At 63.4% G+C, this 13,694-nt stretch carries 15 protein-coding genes (1 of these 15 running past the window's edge); 6 read left to right on the top strand and 9 right to left on the bottom strand.

Annotated elements, in window-relative coordinates:
- Both QZL63_RS08555 and QZL63_RS08550 read left to right on the top strand, forming a co-directional pair.
- Positions 1 to 1,287 carry the 3' portion of a glycosyltransferase family 39 protein gene (locus QZL63_RS08555; RefSeq protein WP_022308904.1) on the top strand. The gene continues 555 nt to the left of window position 1, outside the view, so only the last 1,287 of its 1,842 coding nucleotides appear in the window; its start codon lies beyond the left edge, outside the window; it ends in the stop codon at positions 1,285 to 1,287.
- Complete coding sequence (locus QZL63_RS08550) at positions 1,284 to 1,652, top strand: GtrA family protein (protein WP_022308903.1); 369 nt, start codon at positions 1,284 to 1,286, stop codon at positions 1,650 to 1,652. Before QZL63_RS08555 ends, QZL63_RS08550 begins: the two co-directional genes overlap by 4 nt.
- Positions 1,653 to 1,774: 122 nt before the next feature.
- Here the strand turns inward: QZL63_RS08550 and QZL63_RS08545 are convergent, their stop codons facing one another.
- Together QZL63_RS08545 and QZL63_RS08540 are read right to left on the bottom strand one after the other, a co-directional pair.
- A complete protein-coding gene (locus tag QZL63_RS08545) occupies positions 1,775 to 2,503 on the bottom strand; it encodes a polyprenol monophosphomannose synthase (protein WP_022308902.1) in 729 nt (242 codons plus the stop codon).
- Between the two features lie 67 nt (positions 2,504 to 2,570).
- Positions 2,571 to 3,248: a DNA alkylation repair protein gene (locus tag QZL63_RS08540; protein ID WP_022308901.1), complete on the bottom strand. Its 678-nt coding sequence runs from the start codon at positions 3,246 to 3,248 to the stop codon at positions 2,571 to 2,573.
- Positions 3,249 to 3,554: 306 nt separating this feature from the next.
- Between QZL63_RS08540 and QZL63_RS08535 the strand changes: the two genes are divergently transcribed.
- From QZL63_RS08535 to QZL63_RS08520, 3 genes are all read left to right on the top strand, one after another.
- Entirely contained in the window at positions 3,555 to 3,965 is a 411-nt protein-coding gene (locus QZL63_RS08535; protein ID WP_290586575.1) for a GNAT family N-acetyltransferase, read from the top strand.
- Positions 3,962 to 6,145 (top strand): AsmA family protein, encoded by a 2,184-nt coding sequence (locus tag QZL63_RS11755; protein WP_441293899.1) that lies wholly within the window; start codon positions 3,962 to 3,964, stop codon positions 6,143 to 6,145. Before QZL63_RS08535 ends, QZL63_RS11755 begins: the two co-directional genes overlap by 4 nt.
- A gap of 546 nt (positions 6,146 to 6,691) precedes the next feature.
- Complete coding sequence (locus QZL63_RS08520; protein WP_022308897.1) at positions 6,692 to 7,636, top strand: lysine exporter LysO family protein; 945 nt, start codon at positions 6,692 to 6,694, stop codon at positions 7,634 to 7,636.
- Between the two features lie 64 nt (positions 7,637 to 7,700).
- On the opposite strand, the gene QZL63_RS08515 is transcribed toward QZL63_RS08520, so the two are convergent.
- The 5 genes from QZL63_RS08515 to QZL63_RS08495 all read right to left on the bottom strand — a co-directional run bounded on the left by QZL63_RS08515 (position 7,701) and on the right by QZL63_RS08495 (position 10,351).
- Positions 7,701 to 7,985 carry a winged helix-turn-helix domain-containing protein gene (locus tag QZL63_RS08515; protein WP_022308896.1) on the bottom strand — a complete coding sequence of 95 codons (285 nt, stop codon included), beginning with the start codon at positions 7,983 to 7,985 and terminating at the stop codon, positions 7,701 to 7,703.
- Positions 7,970 to 8,611, bottom strand: a complete 642-nt coding sequence (locus tag QZL63_RS08510; RefSeq protein ID WP_022308895.1) for a hypothetical protein — start codon at positions 8,609 to 8,611, stop codon at positions 7,970 to 7,972. Before QZL63_RS08510 ends, QZL63_RS08515 begins: the two co-directional genes overlap by 16 nt.
- A complete protein-coding gene (locus tag QZL63_RS08505; protein WP_022308894.1) occupies positions 8,598 to 9,257 on the bottom strand; it encodes a hypothetical protein in 660 nt (219 codons plus the stop codon). Before QZL63_RS08505 ends, QZL63_RS08510 begins: the two co-directional genes overlap by 14 nt.
- 34 nt (positions 9,258 to 9,291) lie before the next feature.
- Positions 9,292 to 9,561, bottom strand: coding sequence for a hypothetical protein (locus QZL63_RS08500; protein WP_022308893.1), 270 nt, complete (start codon positions 9,559 to 9,561; stop codon positions 9,292 to 9,294).
- A 496-nt stretch (positions 9,562 to 10,057) separates the two neighbouring features.
- Entirely contained in the window at positions 10,058 to 10,351 is a 294-nt protein-coding gene (locus QZL63_RS08495) for a GNAT family N-acetyltransferase (RefSeq protein ID WP_022308892.1), read from the bottom strand.
- Positions 10,352 to 10,417: 66 nt separating this feature from the next.
- Here QZL63_RS08495 and mutY point away from each other — a divergent pair, with 66 nt between their 5' ends.
- Positions 10,418 to 11,467 carry an A/G-specific adenine glycosylase gene (mutY, locus tag QZL63_RS08490; RefSeq protein WP_022308891.1) on the top strand — a complete coding sequence of 350 codons (1,050 nt, stop codon included), beginning with the start codon at positions 10,418 to 10,420 and terminating at the stop codon, positions 11,465 to 11,467.
- Here mutY and QZL63_RS08485 read toward each other — a convergent pair.
- Both QZL63_RS08485 and zupT read right to left on the bottom strand, forming a co-directional pair.
- Entirely contained in the window at positions 11,443 to 12,396 is a 954-nt protein-coding gene (locus QZL63_RS08485; protein WP_022308890.1) for a calcium/sodium antiporter, read from the bottom strand. The two genes, mutY and QZL63_RS08485, sit on opposite strands and share 25 nt — an antisense overlap.
- Positions 12,397 to 12,400: 4 nt before the next feature.
- On the bottom strand, positions 12,401 to 13,201 hold the full coding sequence (gene zupT / locus QZL63_RS08480; protein WP_022308889.1) for a zinc transporter ZupT: 801 nt from the start codon (positions 13,199 to 13,201) through the stop codon (positions 12,401 to 12,403).
- Positions 13,202 to 13,694: the final 493 nt, after the last annotated feature.

Below are 13,694 nucleotides of genomic sequence, written 5' to 3'. Positions count from 1 at the left end.
CTCTTCCTGCTGACTTTCGAACGCTTCTCCGAACGCCGGCCCCGGGCCTGGCTGTGGATGGGTGTGGCCATGGCCCTGATGGCCTACAGCAAATATCACGGGGCGCTGGTGGTCCTCTTCTCCCTGGCGGCCAATCCGCGGCTGCTCCGGCGCCCGACGCTCTATCTCTCGGGGGCCGTGGCGGCCCTGCTGCTCGTGCCGCACCTGATCTGGCAGTACAACCACGACTGGGCGTCGTTCGTCTACCACCTCTCGTCGCGCAACTCGGTCTTCCGGTTTGACTATGTCGTGGAGTTCCTGGCCAACATGCTCGTGGTCTTCAACCCCTTCTTCGTGCCGCTCTGCGTGCAGGCGTGGCGTAAGGTCCGGCCGCAGACGGCCGCCGGCCGGGCGCTGAAGCTCCTGCCCGTGGCCTTCATTCTCTTTTTCCTGCTCTCGGCCTTCCGGGGCTACGTGCAGCCGCAGTGGGTGATCGTCGCCTGCTTCGGATTCGTGGCCATGCTCTTCGGCTATGTCCGCCGCCATCCCCGCACGCGGTGCTACGTCATGCGGGCGGGCGGTGTAACCCTCGCACTGCTTGTGCTCGTGCGCCTCGAGATGATCTTCAACCCGCTGGGCATCCGCTTCGAGGTCTTCGACAATCCGGAGAGCTACGGGGCCATCGCCGCCGAGGCCGACGGCCGTCCGGTCGTCTTCCGCCACAACTATGCGGTGGCGGCCAAGTACCGCTTCTATACGGGCGGCGAGGCCTATTGCCAGCCCAACATCCGTTACCGGACCCACCAGTGGCAGTTCCGCGACGACGACACGCGCTTCGCCGGCCGGGAGGTGCTCGTCGAGTGCCCGGCGCCGTCCGGAGTCGATACGACCGGGCGCATCCGGACGATCCGTCTGGCGAACGGGCGGAGTTTCACGTGGTTCGTCGATCCCGATTTCAGACCGGTCCGCCGGGTCGATGTCTCCTTTGCCGGGCTTCCGGAGCAGACGGCCGCAGGCGACACGCTGCGCCTGGACCTGACTCTCTCGAATCCCTATCCCTACGACATTCCGATCGACGGGGCGACCCGCCTGGCGATAATCTGGAAACATGGACGGTTCCGGGTCGAGGAGTTCCCCCTGGCCAACCGCCTGACGCTTCCTGCCGGCGCTTCGGTACGCGATACGGTCGTGTTCGGCATCCCGCAGGAGCTGGCGGGTGCGCGCTTCGATGTCGGTTTCGCGCTGGTCCGCGAAGGCTATACCAACTGGTTTAACGGTAAATCCCTCCCGACGGAGGTTCGCCCATGATCGAACAGTTCATCAAATTCTGCGTGGTCGGAGGATCGGGTGTTTTCGTCGATTTCGGAATCACCTACCTGTGCAAGGAGTGGCTGCGCCTGAACAAGTATGTGGCCAACTCGCTGGGTTTCCTCTGCGCTTCGACCTCGAACTACATCTTCAACCGCCTCTGGACGTTCCACAACGAGAACCCCGACATCGCCGGGCAGTACCTGCGCTTCCTGGGCATTGCGGCCGTCGGCCTGGCGATCAACAACGCCACGATCTACCTGCTCCACCATCGGTTCGGAATGAACTTCTATCTTTCGAAACTCTTCGCTACGGGGGTCGTGACCTTCTGGAATTTCTTCATGAACTATTTCTTCACCTTCTGATCCCGCTTCCGGGCAGAAAAAAACGTTCCGTCGGACTCCGACGGAACGGCCGTATTCGTTTTTCACCCTTGTTTTTGTCGTAAGATGGCCCGGACCTTGGCGGTTTTCCGGCAGCAGGGCCCCTATTGGCGTCCGGCGGCCTTGCGGATCGTCCGGAAGGGCAGTCCCAGCACCCCGAAGAAAGCCTCGCGGAAGATGCCTCCCGACATCTTCGAGACCCCCTCGCGCCGCTCGACGAAGATGATCGACACCTCCTTGAGCCGCAGCCCAAGCTTCCAGGCCGTGTACTTCATCTCGATCTGGAAGCCGTATCCCTTCATGCGGATCGCGTCGAGATCGATCGTCTCCAGCGCCCGGCGGGAGTAGCAGACGAATCCGGCCGTGGCGTCCCGCACGGGGATGCCCGTCACCGTGCGCACGTAGACCGAGGCGAAGTAGGACATCAGCAGCCGCGACATGGGCCAATTGACGACGTTCACCCCCTGCACGTAGCGCGAGCCGATCACCACGTCGTTGCCCTCGGCGGCCGCGCGGTAGAGCCGCACCAGGTCGTCGGGGTTGTGCGAGAAGTCGCAGTCCATCTCGCAGATGTAGTCGTAGCCGTGGTCCAGCCCCCAGCGGAACCCCGCCAGATAGGCCGTGCCGAGCCCCTGCTTGCCGCTGCGCTCGACCAGATGCAGCCGCCCGGGGAACTTCGCCTGGTGGTCGCGGACGATCGTCGCGGTCCCGTCGGGCGACCCGTCGTCGATGACGAGCAGGTCGAACTCCTCCTCGAGCGAGAAAACCTTCGAAATCATTGCAGCGATGTTCTCCTTTTCGTTGTAGGTGGGGATGATTACGAGTTTACGCATGATCGGGTGTTTTGTTTCCAATACACAAATATACGATTATTTTGCAGAATGCCGCCTCTGCGGGCCGTTATTTTGCCGGACGTTTCCAGGTCCGGACCAGCGCCTTGTCCGTGTCGCTCACGCGGTACGACTCGACGATCTTCTGCAGGGCCTTGTTATGCGTCCAGTCGTCGAGCGGTGACGAGCGGAGCCAGGGGCGGGTCTGCTGCGGGCACTTGACGAAGCATACCGAGACGGCCCAGGCCACGCCCATGCGGGCGTAGTAGCCCGTATGGCGGATCTCTCCCAGCCGTTCGAGCAGGGCATCGATGTGTTCCTCGTCGATGAAGTTCGCGGTCGCCATGACCGTGGCGAAGCGCACGCCGAACTCGTCCCCGGAGCGGAAGTAGGGCTGGATGAAACTCCACATCGGCTCCCGCTCGGCGGGACGCAGCCGCCAGCAGGAGCAGTCGCACACGGCCCAGTTGTCGATCTTCGGGATGAAGCGCTCCACATAGCGCAGTTTCTCCTCGGGCGGGCACTTCGCGTAGCCGATGACCAGCCCCTGCAGCATCCGCTCCTCATAGTATAGGTCTTCGGCCGCTTCGAGGTAGCTGCGCCAGTCGCCGCGGGCCGTCTCGCGGGCGATCTGCCGCAGCAGGGGCAGGCGGATGCCGATGATGCGGTCGATGCCGGGAAGCAGCGACTGCTGGAAGTCGCGGTAGGCGGTGTCGGCCATGCCGAGGAGTCGTTCGCGGAGTCTCATGGTCTCGTTGTTTTTGGGGCAGGTTGCCGCTCCGGAACCGGCCCGGGCGGCCTCTTCGCGGTGTTGTGCATGTGCCGCGGGATACGTGCAAAAATAGGCTTTTTTCGGGAAATGGTGCGTCGTTTCGTATAAAAAGATTAACTTTGTGGGAGATGCGGCCGGACATGGTCGCGACGAGAACGGGTATCTATGGCGTCGATGGAGTGTGATCCGATTGCGGGTGTTCCGGCTTCCGGGGGAAGTCCGGAGGTTGTTCCATGTCCCGATGCGGAGGCCGTCGGGCCGTGCATCCGGGTCGTCCGGCAGGTGACGCCGGATCTTGTGGAGGCGTTGGGACGTCTTCTGCCCCAGCTTTCGGAGCGGTTGCAGGCTCCCGATGCGGAGGCGCTCCGGCGGATTGTCGGGTCGCCCTCTTCGGTGCTGCTCGTGGCCGAGTGCGGCGGGTGTATCGTCGGGTCTCTGACGCTGGTGTGGTACGACGTTCCGTCGGGCCGCAAGGCGTGGATCGAGGATGTGGTGGTCGATGCCGCCCGGAGGGGTGCGGGCATCGGCGAGGCGCTGGTCCGCGAGGCGTTGTCGCGGGCTGCCGCTGTCGGGGTCCCGCGCGTCATGCTGACTTCGTCGGCGGCGCGCCGTGCGGCGCGTGCCCTCTACCGCAAGGTGGGATTTGAGGAGGCGGAGACTGCGGTCTTCGCCCGAAAAACGGATAGAATATGAGAAAGTTGCTGAAAATCACTGGCGTGACGTTGGGCATCCTGCTGCTCGTTGCGCTGGTGGCGCCGATGGCGCTGCGGGGAAAGATCTCCGACATCGTGAAGCGGGAAGCCAACGGCATGCTGGCTGCGAAGCTCGATTTCGAGCGGCTGAACATCAGCCTGCTGCGCCACTTCCCGCATGCGTCGGTCGAACTCAAGGGGCTGACGCTGGTGGGTGCCGGCCGCTTCGAGGGCGATACGATCGCCGCGGCCTCGCGCATTTCGGTTGTGGTCGATCTCATGTCGCTGTTCGGCGACAGCGGATTCGAGGTGACCAAGGTGATCCTGGCCTCGCCCTCGCTCCATGCGCACAAACTTGAGGACGGCGCCGTGAACTGGGACGTGATGAAGCCTTCGGACGAGGCTGCACCGGCCGAGACGGAGGAGACCGCCGGCGGGGAGTCCTCCGAGGGAGGATCGGCCTTCCGGCTTTCGGTCCGCGATTTCCGGATCTCGGATGCCTCGATCCGCTACGAGGACGACTCCACCGGGATGCGTTTCTCGACGACACCCCTCTCGCTGCGCCTTCGCGGCGACCTTTCGGCCGATCATACGTCGCTCGACCTGAAGATGAAGGCCGGGGCCCTGCGGCTTGTCTCGGGCGGCATTCCGCTGCTGAGCGATGCCGAGTCGGAGTTCGAGGCCTCGATCGACGCCGACCTGGCGAACGGGCGCTATACCTTCTCGGAGAACCGCTTGCGGCTCAATGCCATCGAACTGACGCTCGACGGATGGGCCGAGACGGGCGACGAGTCGGTGAACCTCGACATGCGGGCCGCCTGCGAGGAGGTCCAGTTCAAGGACGTGCTGTCGCTCGTGCCGGTTCTCTATACGCGTGACTATCGCGGCCTTCAGGCCTCCGGCGAACTCTCCATGTCCCTTTGGGCCAAGGGAGAGATGCGGGGCAGCACACTTCCGGCCTTCGAGTTCAAAACCGAGGTGCGCGACGGCAGTTTCCGCTATGCCTCGCTTCCGGCCGGGGTGACCGACATCGGCCTTGACCTGTCGGTCACGAATCCGGGCAGCACCATGGACCGTACGGTGGTCGATCTCTCGAAATTCGGTTTCAACATGGCCGGTAATACGGTTGCGGCTACTCTCTATGCCACCAATCTTGCCAGCGATCCGACCTTCCGGGCTTCGGCTTCCGGGCGGGTCGATCTGGGGACGGTCGGCAAGGTCTATCCGCTGGAGAAGGGGACCGAGCTCGGCGGCCGCATTGCGGTCGATGCCCAGGTTTCAGGGCGGATGTCCGACATCGAGAAGAACCGCTACGACAAACTCGGGGCCAAGGGCACGCTTGTCGTCGAGGAGCTGGGTCTCACGCTCCCGCAGCTTCCCGACGTGAAGATCCGCCGTGCCGCGGCGACCATCTCGCCTGCGGCACTGACCCTCGGGGAGTTCGGGCTGACGGTCGGACGCAGCGACGTGGAAGCCAACGGCCAGCTGACCAACTACATCGGCTATATGCTGCGCGGCGACCGTCTTTCGGGCCGGCTCTACGTGCAGTCGGATTGCCTCGATCTCAACGAACTGCTCTCCTCGGCGACCTCGGCACCTGCTGCCGGGGAGCCGGACGGCGAGCCTGCCGATGGGGGGGGGGCGGGGGGGCGGGCCGGCGGTGGCGGCAGAGGAGGTGGCGGCCGCTACCGAGCCGCTTGTCGTGCCGCAAAACCTCGACCTTTCGCTCAACGCCGACCTGAAGGAGGTGCTCTTCCGGAAGATGACCCTTTCGGATGTATCGGGCGAGATCCGCGTTTCCGGAGGCGCCGTGTCGCTCGAGCGTCTGTCGCTCGGTGCATTCGGCGGCAAGGCCACGGCTTCGGGGCGTCTCTCGACGGCCGGCGAGCATCCTTCGCTGTCGCTTGCGGCCAGCATGTCGAAGGGCTCCTTTGCCAAGACCTTCGAGCAGCTGGAGGTCGTGCAGAAACTGGCCCCGGTCTTCGAGAAGACGGGCGGCGACTATTCGCTTTCACTCGATCTCTCGACGGCGCTCGACGCCTCGCTTTCGCCCGACCTCGGGACGCTGACCGCCTCGGGCGAACTGCGGTCGGAGCACATCGAGATCCAGAACCTCAAGGCGTTCGATGCGCTGGCCACGGCCCTCAAGAACGACAGGCTGCGCCGCATCGAGGCGCGTGACGTGGCTGTCCGCTTTGCCGTGCGCGACGGTCGGGTGACCACCCAGCCGTTCGACCTCCAGCTGGGCGACGTCGCCGTGAACCTCGGCGGCTCGACCGGCCTTGATCAGACGATCGACTATACGGCGCGCGTTTCGTTGCCCGACAACGGGATCCTGCAGACGGTCGATGTGGGGATCGGCGGTACGTTCACCGACCCGAAGGTCTCGCTCGACGTGAAGCAGGCTGCCGAACAGGCTGTCAAGAATGTCGTGGACGAGCAGATCCAGAAGCTGACGGGCAGCGAATCGCTCTCGGATGAGGTTGCCAAACAGGCCGAAAACCTGCGTGCCGAGGCCGAGCGTGCCGGCAACAAACTGATCGAGGCCGCCCGCGAGCAGCGTACGAAGCTCGTCGAGGCTGCCGCGTCGAAGGGAGCGCTGGCCAAACTGGCGGCCGAGAAGGCGGGCGACAAACTGATCTCGGAGGCCGAGAAGCAGGCCGAGAACCTGCGCACCGAGGCCGAACGTCAGATTGAAAAACTCACCTCATCCACAGACTGATCGCAATGTTCCTCATTTTTGCCGTCATCTTCGGAGGCATCCTCTCGGGGTGTCTGTTTCGCGGCAGACGCCTCGGCTTTGTCCAGCCGGCGATCACCGCGATCATCTGGCTGCTGCTGTTCCTGTTGGGAGTCGAGGTCGGCTCCGACCCCGAGGTGGTCGGTGGTTTGGCTACGCTCGGTGTTGCGGCGCTCGCTGTCTTTGCATGCTCCGTTGTCGGGAGCATCGCAGCCTCGTGGCTGCTGTGGCGGCGTATCCGCCGGCACCGGAGCGCTGGAACCGCGAAGCCCCAGGAAGAGGACGACGGCGATGGCAGGCCTGCCGAAGAGTCGTCCGGGCAATCGATGTGGACTGCCCTGAAGGGAAGCCTCGTCATCGTGGCCTTCTTTGTGGCGGGAAGCCTCGTGGGGCTTTTCACGCCGTTCAACGTGGCCGGTACGGGAATCAGCACCTGGGTCCTCTATGCCCTGATGTTCTGCGTCGGCATCACGCTCGGCCACGACGCCTCGCTGGCCGGCCGTGTCCGGCAACTCGATCCGCGCCTGGCCCTGCTGCCTCTCGCCACGGCTTTCGGCACGCTGCTCGGTGCTGCCGTCTCGGCACTCCTGCTGCCCTGGAGTGTGGCCGACACGCTGGCCGTCGGCGCCGGGTTCGGATACTATTCGCTTTCGAGTATTTTCATTACGGACTTCCGGGGGCCCGAGCTGGCTACCGTTGCCCTGCTCTGCAACGTCATGCGTGAGATCTTCACCCTGCTTGCCGCTCCCCTTGTCGCCCGCCTTTTCGGCCCGCTGGCCGCCGTGTCGATCGGCGGAGCCACGACCTTCGATACGACCCTGCCGATCATCACCCGGGCGGCCGGACGGCCCTATGCCGTGGTCTCGATCTTCCACGGGTGCGCGTTGGATTTCAGCGTGCCGTTTCTGGTAACCTTTTTTTGCTCGCTCTGAAACGCCCGTAAATCAAGCGACCCGCCCCGGATGCCCGGGGCGGGTCGCTTGCGTCCATTCTGCCTCATACCCGGATGTAGCTCTTGAGCGCCTCGACATACTCGGCGAAGGCATCGCGTCCGGAGTCGGTGATGCGGCACAGGGTGCGGGGCATCTTGCCGCGGAAGCTCTTCTCGATCTCGATGTATCCCGCCTTTGCCAGTTTGTCCAACTGCACGGAGAGGTTCCCGGCCGTCGCTCCGGTCTGCTGGCGGAGGAAGACAAAGTCGGCGCTTTCGACCCCGATGAGGATCGACATGACGGCCAGCCGCAGCTCCGAGTGCAACAGGGGATTCAGTTCTTTGAACACGGCTTTCGGGTTATGTGTTGAAAAATGAATCCGGGGAGCAGCAGGAGCAGCACGCCGTGTGCGGCCAGTTCAAGCAGCCATGTGCCGCTGTCGAAGTCGAAGGGAGTCCGGAAGGTCCACTCGAAAGCCCAGATCATTTCGGCGAGGGCGAGACCTGTCAGTGCGGCGAACGATCCCGAGTGCTGCGACCCTTTGCCCCGATAGAACTCCGAGGTGACTGCAAGGGCTGTGCCCAGCAGCAGTTGTACGACGCCCACGGGATTCATCGAGTGGTCGGTCAGCGCGGCGGCATAGACGATCGCCGCGAAAGAGAGCATTGCGGGGTAGCACCAGATCTGGATGAGCAGTCGGTCGAAACCCGTGCAGGTGCGTCCCGTGCGGCGGTCGTGTACGCTCATTCCGATATAAGAACAGATGAAGGGGATGAAGGCGCTCCACAGTATCTGCGGCGTGCCTGTGAGTCTCCACAGTCCGTATTCGAGCAGGGATGTGAGCGTGAGAACCGTTCCCCACAGGATGAAGTGGCCGCCGCGTACACGGTTCATGCGCCGCATGTTGCTCTCGAAGACGCGGGCGATAAGCTCCAGCGCCTCCTTTTCCGGAAGGCGGTTGTCAGCAGGTTTCATGGTTCTTCTCTTTTTCTTGTTTTGCACGGCAGTTGATGATGTGACCCGGAATGACCATCATCACGAGGAAAATGGCCGCAAAGATCAGGATCTCGAAGTTGAGGTACGAGGCGTCGATTCCGGTCGTTCCGGAGAGCTGCTTCAGGTAGAAGTCATAGAAGGCGAAGAGTGTCGAGAGGCCCATGCCTGCGAATCCGGCCACGGTGTAGATCTTTGAGCGGACGATCAGGCCCGTAGAGGCGGCGCCGATCGACATCGTGAGGCTGATGAGCGCGAAGAGGCTCGGACGGTAGGAGAGTCCGTGGAAGAGGCAGAGCAGGAAAATCGGGATCAGCGCAAGCGAGCAGACCAGCCACAGCATATGGACGATCCGGTCGATCTCCGTGCGCGGGTCGGTGGGCCGCTTTTCGGGGAAGAGGCGCATGAGCGTATAGCCGAGTACGGGGATCAGAAACCAGCTCAGGCTCCAGTTCGGATCGGCGCCCGTGAGGTTGAACGCGTAGTTGAGCAGCGAGATGCCGACGGTCGTGTAGCCCCAGATGAGAAACGGGCGGCCCGAGTGGCGCTCGAGGCGTTGGCGGGTGTTGCGGATCATGCGGCCGATGAGCTCCAGGCTTTCGGCGGCATCGAGGCGTTTTTCTTCCATGATGCTTGCGGATTACGGGGTTAAAGATAGCGATTTATTTTTGTTCCGGGATGCGGTTGTGTCTCTGTTCGTCGTGCGCGGCCGGCGATACCGGGCCGAAGTCGTAGCGCAGGGCGATGCTGCAGCCGCGTGAGAGCTCCTCCCTGCGGATCGTGGGCGAGCAACACCCCTCGGCCGGGCGGCCGTCGTCGCGGCGGTCGAGCCGGTAGTTGCTGTTTTCGTCGTGATAGGCGTAGAGCGTCACCGAGTCGGAGCGGATGCCGCCGATTTCGATGACGGCATTGCCGTTTGCGGGCTCCGTCATCCCGTGCTGCTGCGTTGTTCCGTCCTGGATCATCCACAGTATGCGTCCCTTGTCGGAGCGAAGCCCCGAGATGGTGATTTTCAGCGGTTCGGCGGCTGTGGCCAAAACGGCCGGGCCCGGAGCCAGAATCNNNNGCTGTGGCCATAACGGCCGAGCCGAGAGCCAGAATCAGGCAGACAAGTCGTGTTTTCATGGTATTGGTTTTTGGTGGTTTTAACGGTAGTCGCGCTCCTCGTCGCAATCCGGCAGGGACCGGAGGTTGGTTTCGCGATCGGTCTTTTCCATGTTTTCCCGGTTTGGCTCCTCGCGGAGGTTGTTTGGTTGATGCAAATATAAAGTAGTTTATAAAATAAACCAAATTTTCAAATAAAAAAATTCCTCTTCTCCCCCGAAAAGGTGAACCTGGACGGGGTGTGTGTCGGGCGTCACCGGACGGATCGGGCGAGAACAGGTCGGGGGTGAAGGGGTGGAAGGGGTGGCGAGGCGGCCGGCCGGACTACCTGCCCTTATCGACCAGCGCTGTCCATTCGGGATGCCGCTCGACGTAGCGGATGATGAAGCTGCACAGCGGCCGGAAGCGCAGCCCCCGGTCGCGGATGTCCTGGAGTGCGGCCTCGACCAGCTCGCGTCCGATTCCCTGCCCCTCGAAGCGGGGCGGAACGATGGTGTGCGTCAGGATGCGGCAGCCCGGCTGCTCTTCGTATTCGAGGATCGCCACATCGCCGTCGAGTTCCAGTTCGTAGCGGTGTCCGGCCGTGTTGTCCGTGACCGTGTGTGGGTTCTTTTCCATGTTGCTGCGGTTTTTTGCCGGAACCCCTCCAAATATGGTTCCGAAATCGTATTTTTGCGGGCGATGATGGACCGTATCGCCGACATATTGCTTGACTGGTACGCCCGCGAGGGGCGCGACCTGCCGTGGCGCCGGACCCGCGACCCCTACCGCATCTGGCTTTCCGAGGTAATCCTCCAGCAGACGCGCGTGGCACAGGGTATGGACTACTACCTGCGCTTTACGGAGCGCTTTCCCGATGTCCGCGCCCTGGCCGCCGCCTCCGAGGACGAGGTGCTCAAACTCTGGCAGGGGCTCGGCTACTACTCCCGGGCGCGCAACCTCCATGCCGCCGCCCGTGAGGTCGTCGCCCGTTTCGGCGGCCGCTTCCCCTCCGACTATGAATCGGTGCGCTCGTTGCGCGGTGTGGGCGACTACACCGCTGCGGCCGTCTGCTCGGCCGCCTTCGACGCCCCCTGTGCCGTCGTGGACGGCAATGTCTACCGGGTACTTTCGCGGCTGTTCGATGTGGCCGAGCCGATCGACACCGCGGCCGGCCGGAAGGCCTTCGCCGAACTGGCGCAGACGCAGCTCGACCGCCGCGCCCCGGGGCGATACAACCAGGCCATCATGGACTTCGGGGCGCTGCAATGTACCCCTTCGTCACCCCGTTGCGGAGCGTGTCCCCTCTCGGAGGGGTGCCTGGCCCTGGCGGCCGGCACCGTGGCCGACCGTCCCGTCAGGCAGGGCCGCACGCAGCTCCGCGACCGCTGGTTCAACTACCTGCACGTTACCTCCGGCAATTGGACACTGCTCTGCCGCCGCGAGGGGCGCGACATCTGGCAGGGGCTTTATGAGTTTCCGTTGATCGAGACTCCGGCGGCCGTCGATTTTACCTGTCTGACTTCCGAGCCGCGCTTTGCCGAACTGCTCGGCGATGCTCCGTGGCGGCTGCTCGGCAGCGTCGTCCTGCCCCTGCACCGTCTTTCGCACCGGACAATCCATGCCGTCGTCCACCGCATCGAAACCCCTTTGCTGACCCCTGCGGCCCGGGGCATGGCCGTCGCGAGCGATTCGCTCGGGGAGTATGCCGTTCCGCGGCTGATCGACCGCTACCTGATCAAATACCAGAGGTAGGCGACATAGATCGCCAGAAACAGAGCGCCTTCCCAGCGGTCCACGCTCCGGCGTCGGAACGTGAAGGCCGTGACGAAGAGCAGCAGCGAACTCAGCACGACCATGCCGAAATCGACGATCGTGATGCCGCCCGGCGTGAGCGGCCGGATCGTGGCGCTCAGACCGAGGATCAGCAGGATGTTGGCGATGTTCGATCCGATGACGTTGCCCAGCGCCATGTCCGACTTGCCCTTGACGAGCGAGACGACCGACGAGGCCAGCTCGGGCAGCGATGTGCCTCCGGCCACCAGTGTCAGGGCGATGACCGATTCGCTCACCCCGAGTTTCCGGGCAATGGACGTGGCGCTGTCGAGGAAGAGCTCGCCTCCGAAGATCAGTCCGGCCAGTCCTCCCGCAATCATCACCGCCATGAGCCATCCGGCCATCGGCCGGCGTCCTGCCGTCTCTTCGGCCGGTGGACCCGAGCGCCGTGCCTGGCGGATCGTGTAACCGATCAGCAGGATGTAGAGCACAAGCATCGCCACTCCGTCGCCGCGTCCGATTCGGTCGGGAGCTCCGCCGCGGAAGAACGAGTCCGAAACCAGTGCCAGCAACAGCAGCGAGGCGACCATGCCGAAGGGGATGTCGCGGCGGATGTTGCCGCGCGTGAGCGGCAGCGGGCGGATCAGGGCGCAGACGCCCAGGATTGCGAAGACATTGAAGATGTTCGACCCGACGACGTTTCCGATCGCCACGTCGCTCTTGCCGGCGATCGACGAGAGCAGCGAGACGACCAGTTCGGGGGCCGAGGTGCCGACGGCCACGATGGTCAGTCCGATGATGAATTCCGGAACGCGGAAACGCTGGGCGAGGGCCGCCGAACCGTCAGTCAGAAAGTTTGCGCCGGCGAGGATCAGCCCCAGCCCGACGACGAGCAACAGAATATCCATGGTGTCAGTTCAAGAGTATCAGGCTGGCGGCCATGATGGCCATGCCGGCCACCACGCCGTAGATCGACGTGTGGGCCTCGCCGTATTCGCGTGCGGCCGGGAGCAGTTCGTCGATCGAGATGAAGACCATGATTCCCGCCACGCCGGCCAGGATGCAGCCCATGAGCGTCGCCGACATGAAAGGCATCAGTACCAGATAGGCCAGCAGGGCGCCGACGGGCTCGGCCAGGCCCGAGAGCAGCGAGAGGCGGAAGGCCTTGCCGCGGTCGCCCGTAGCATAGTAGACGGGAACGGAGACGGCGATGCCTTCGGGAATGTTGTGGATGGCGATGGCCGCGGCGATGGCTACGCCGAGGGTCATGTTGTCCACCGCCGACGTGAAGGTGGCGATACCTTCGGGAAAGTTGTGGATGCCGATGGCCAGCGCCGTCAGCACGCCCATGCGCATGAGCTTCGGGTTGCGGGGCTGTTTGTCCATCTCCTCGACCCTGTGGGCCTCGTGGGGGTTCTCGACCGACGGAACGAGGCGGTCGATGATGCCGATCAGCAGGATTCCCGCGAAGAAGCTGGCCACGGTGACCACCGAGCCCAGCCGGGGACCCCATTCGGCCGAGAGCGAGAGGTTGGCTTCGTGAAACAGCTCGACGAACGAGACGTAGATCATCACGCCGCCCGAGAGGCCGAGCGAGAAAGAGAGCAGGCGCTTGTTCGTGCGCCGTGCGAAGAAGGCGATGGCGCTGCCGATGCCGGTTGCCAGACCGGCGCCGAGTGTAAGCAGCAGCGGGACGAGTATGTTCGTGTCCATGTGTTTTTTCGTGTTTGGTCCGACTTGCGGGCGGCGCGGCCGAAGGCTGCATCCTTATAATAATAACCTTTGCAGCATGGCCTCCGCTCCGTTGCTTCCGGGGGCAAAGATAGTGCTTCCGGCGGAAAAAAACGATCCCGGGGAATCGGTATTTCTTATGGTGCCATCAGTTCCGCCCGTTGTGGGGCGTCGAAAAATTTTTCCGTCCAAAGGTTTGCACGCTCCGCGAAAATGCCTTACCTTTGTGCACAATTATAGCGAGACCCGTATCCTATGAATTGTAACCACGACATCTTCTCGGCGCAGGTTTTCCGGCAGCACGACTATTGGTCGGGGTTTCAGTCTCCGTCGGATGCGGGATTTGTTGTTTTATTAGGGTAACTGTTTCGGTTGCCCTATTTTTTTGCGCCTCAAAGGATGAGAACCATTTACACCGACGCACGGATCTTCCGCGGCGGCCGCTTCGAAACGAGCGAAATCGCCGTCGAACAGG

The sequence above is a fragment of the Alistipes sp. CAG:268 genome (genome assembly GCA_000434235.1).
GTDB lineage: Bacteria > Bacteroidota > Bacteroidia > Bacteroidales > Rikenellaceae > Alistipes > Alistipes avistercoris.
The sequence above is the reverse complement of the archived record's forward strand: the minus strand, read 5'-3'. Positions and strand labels throughout refer to the sequence as shown.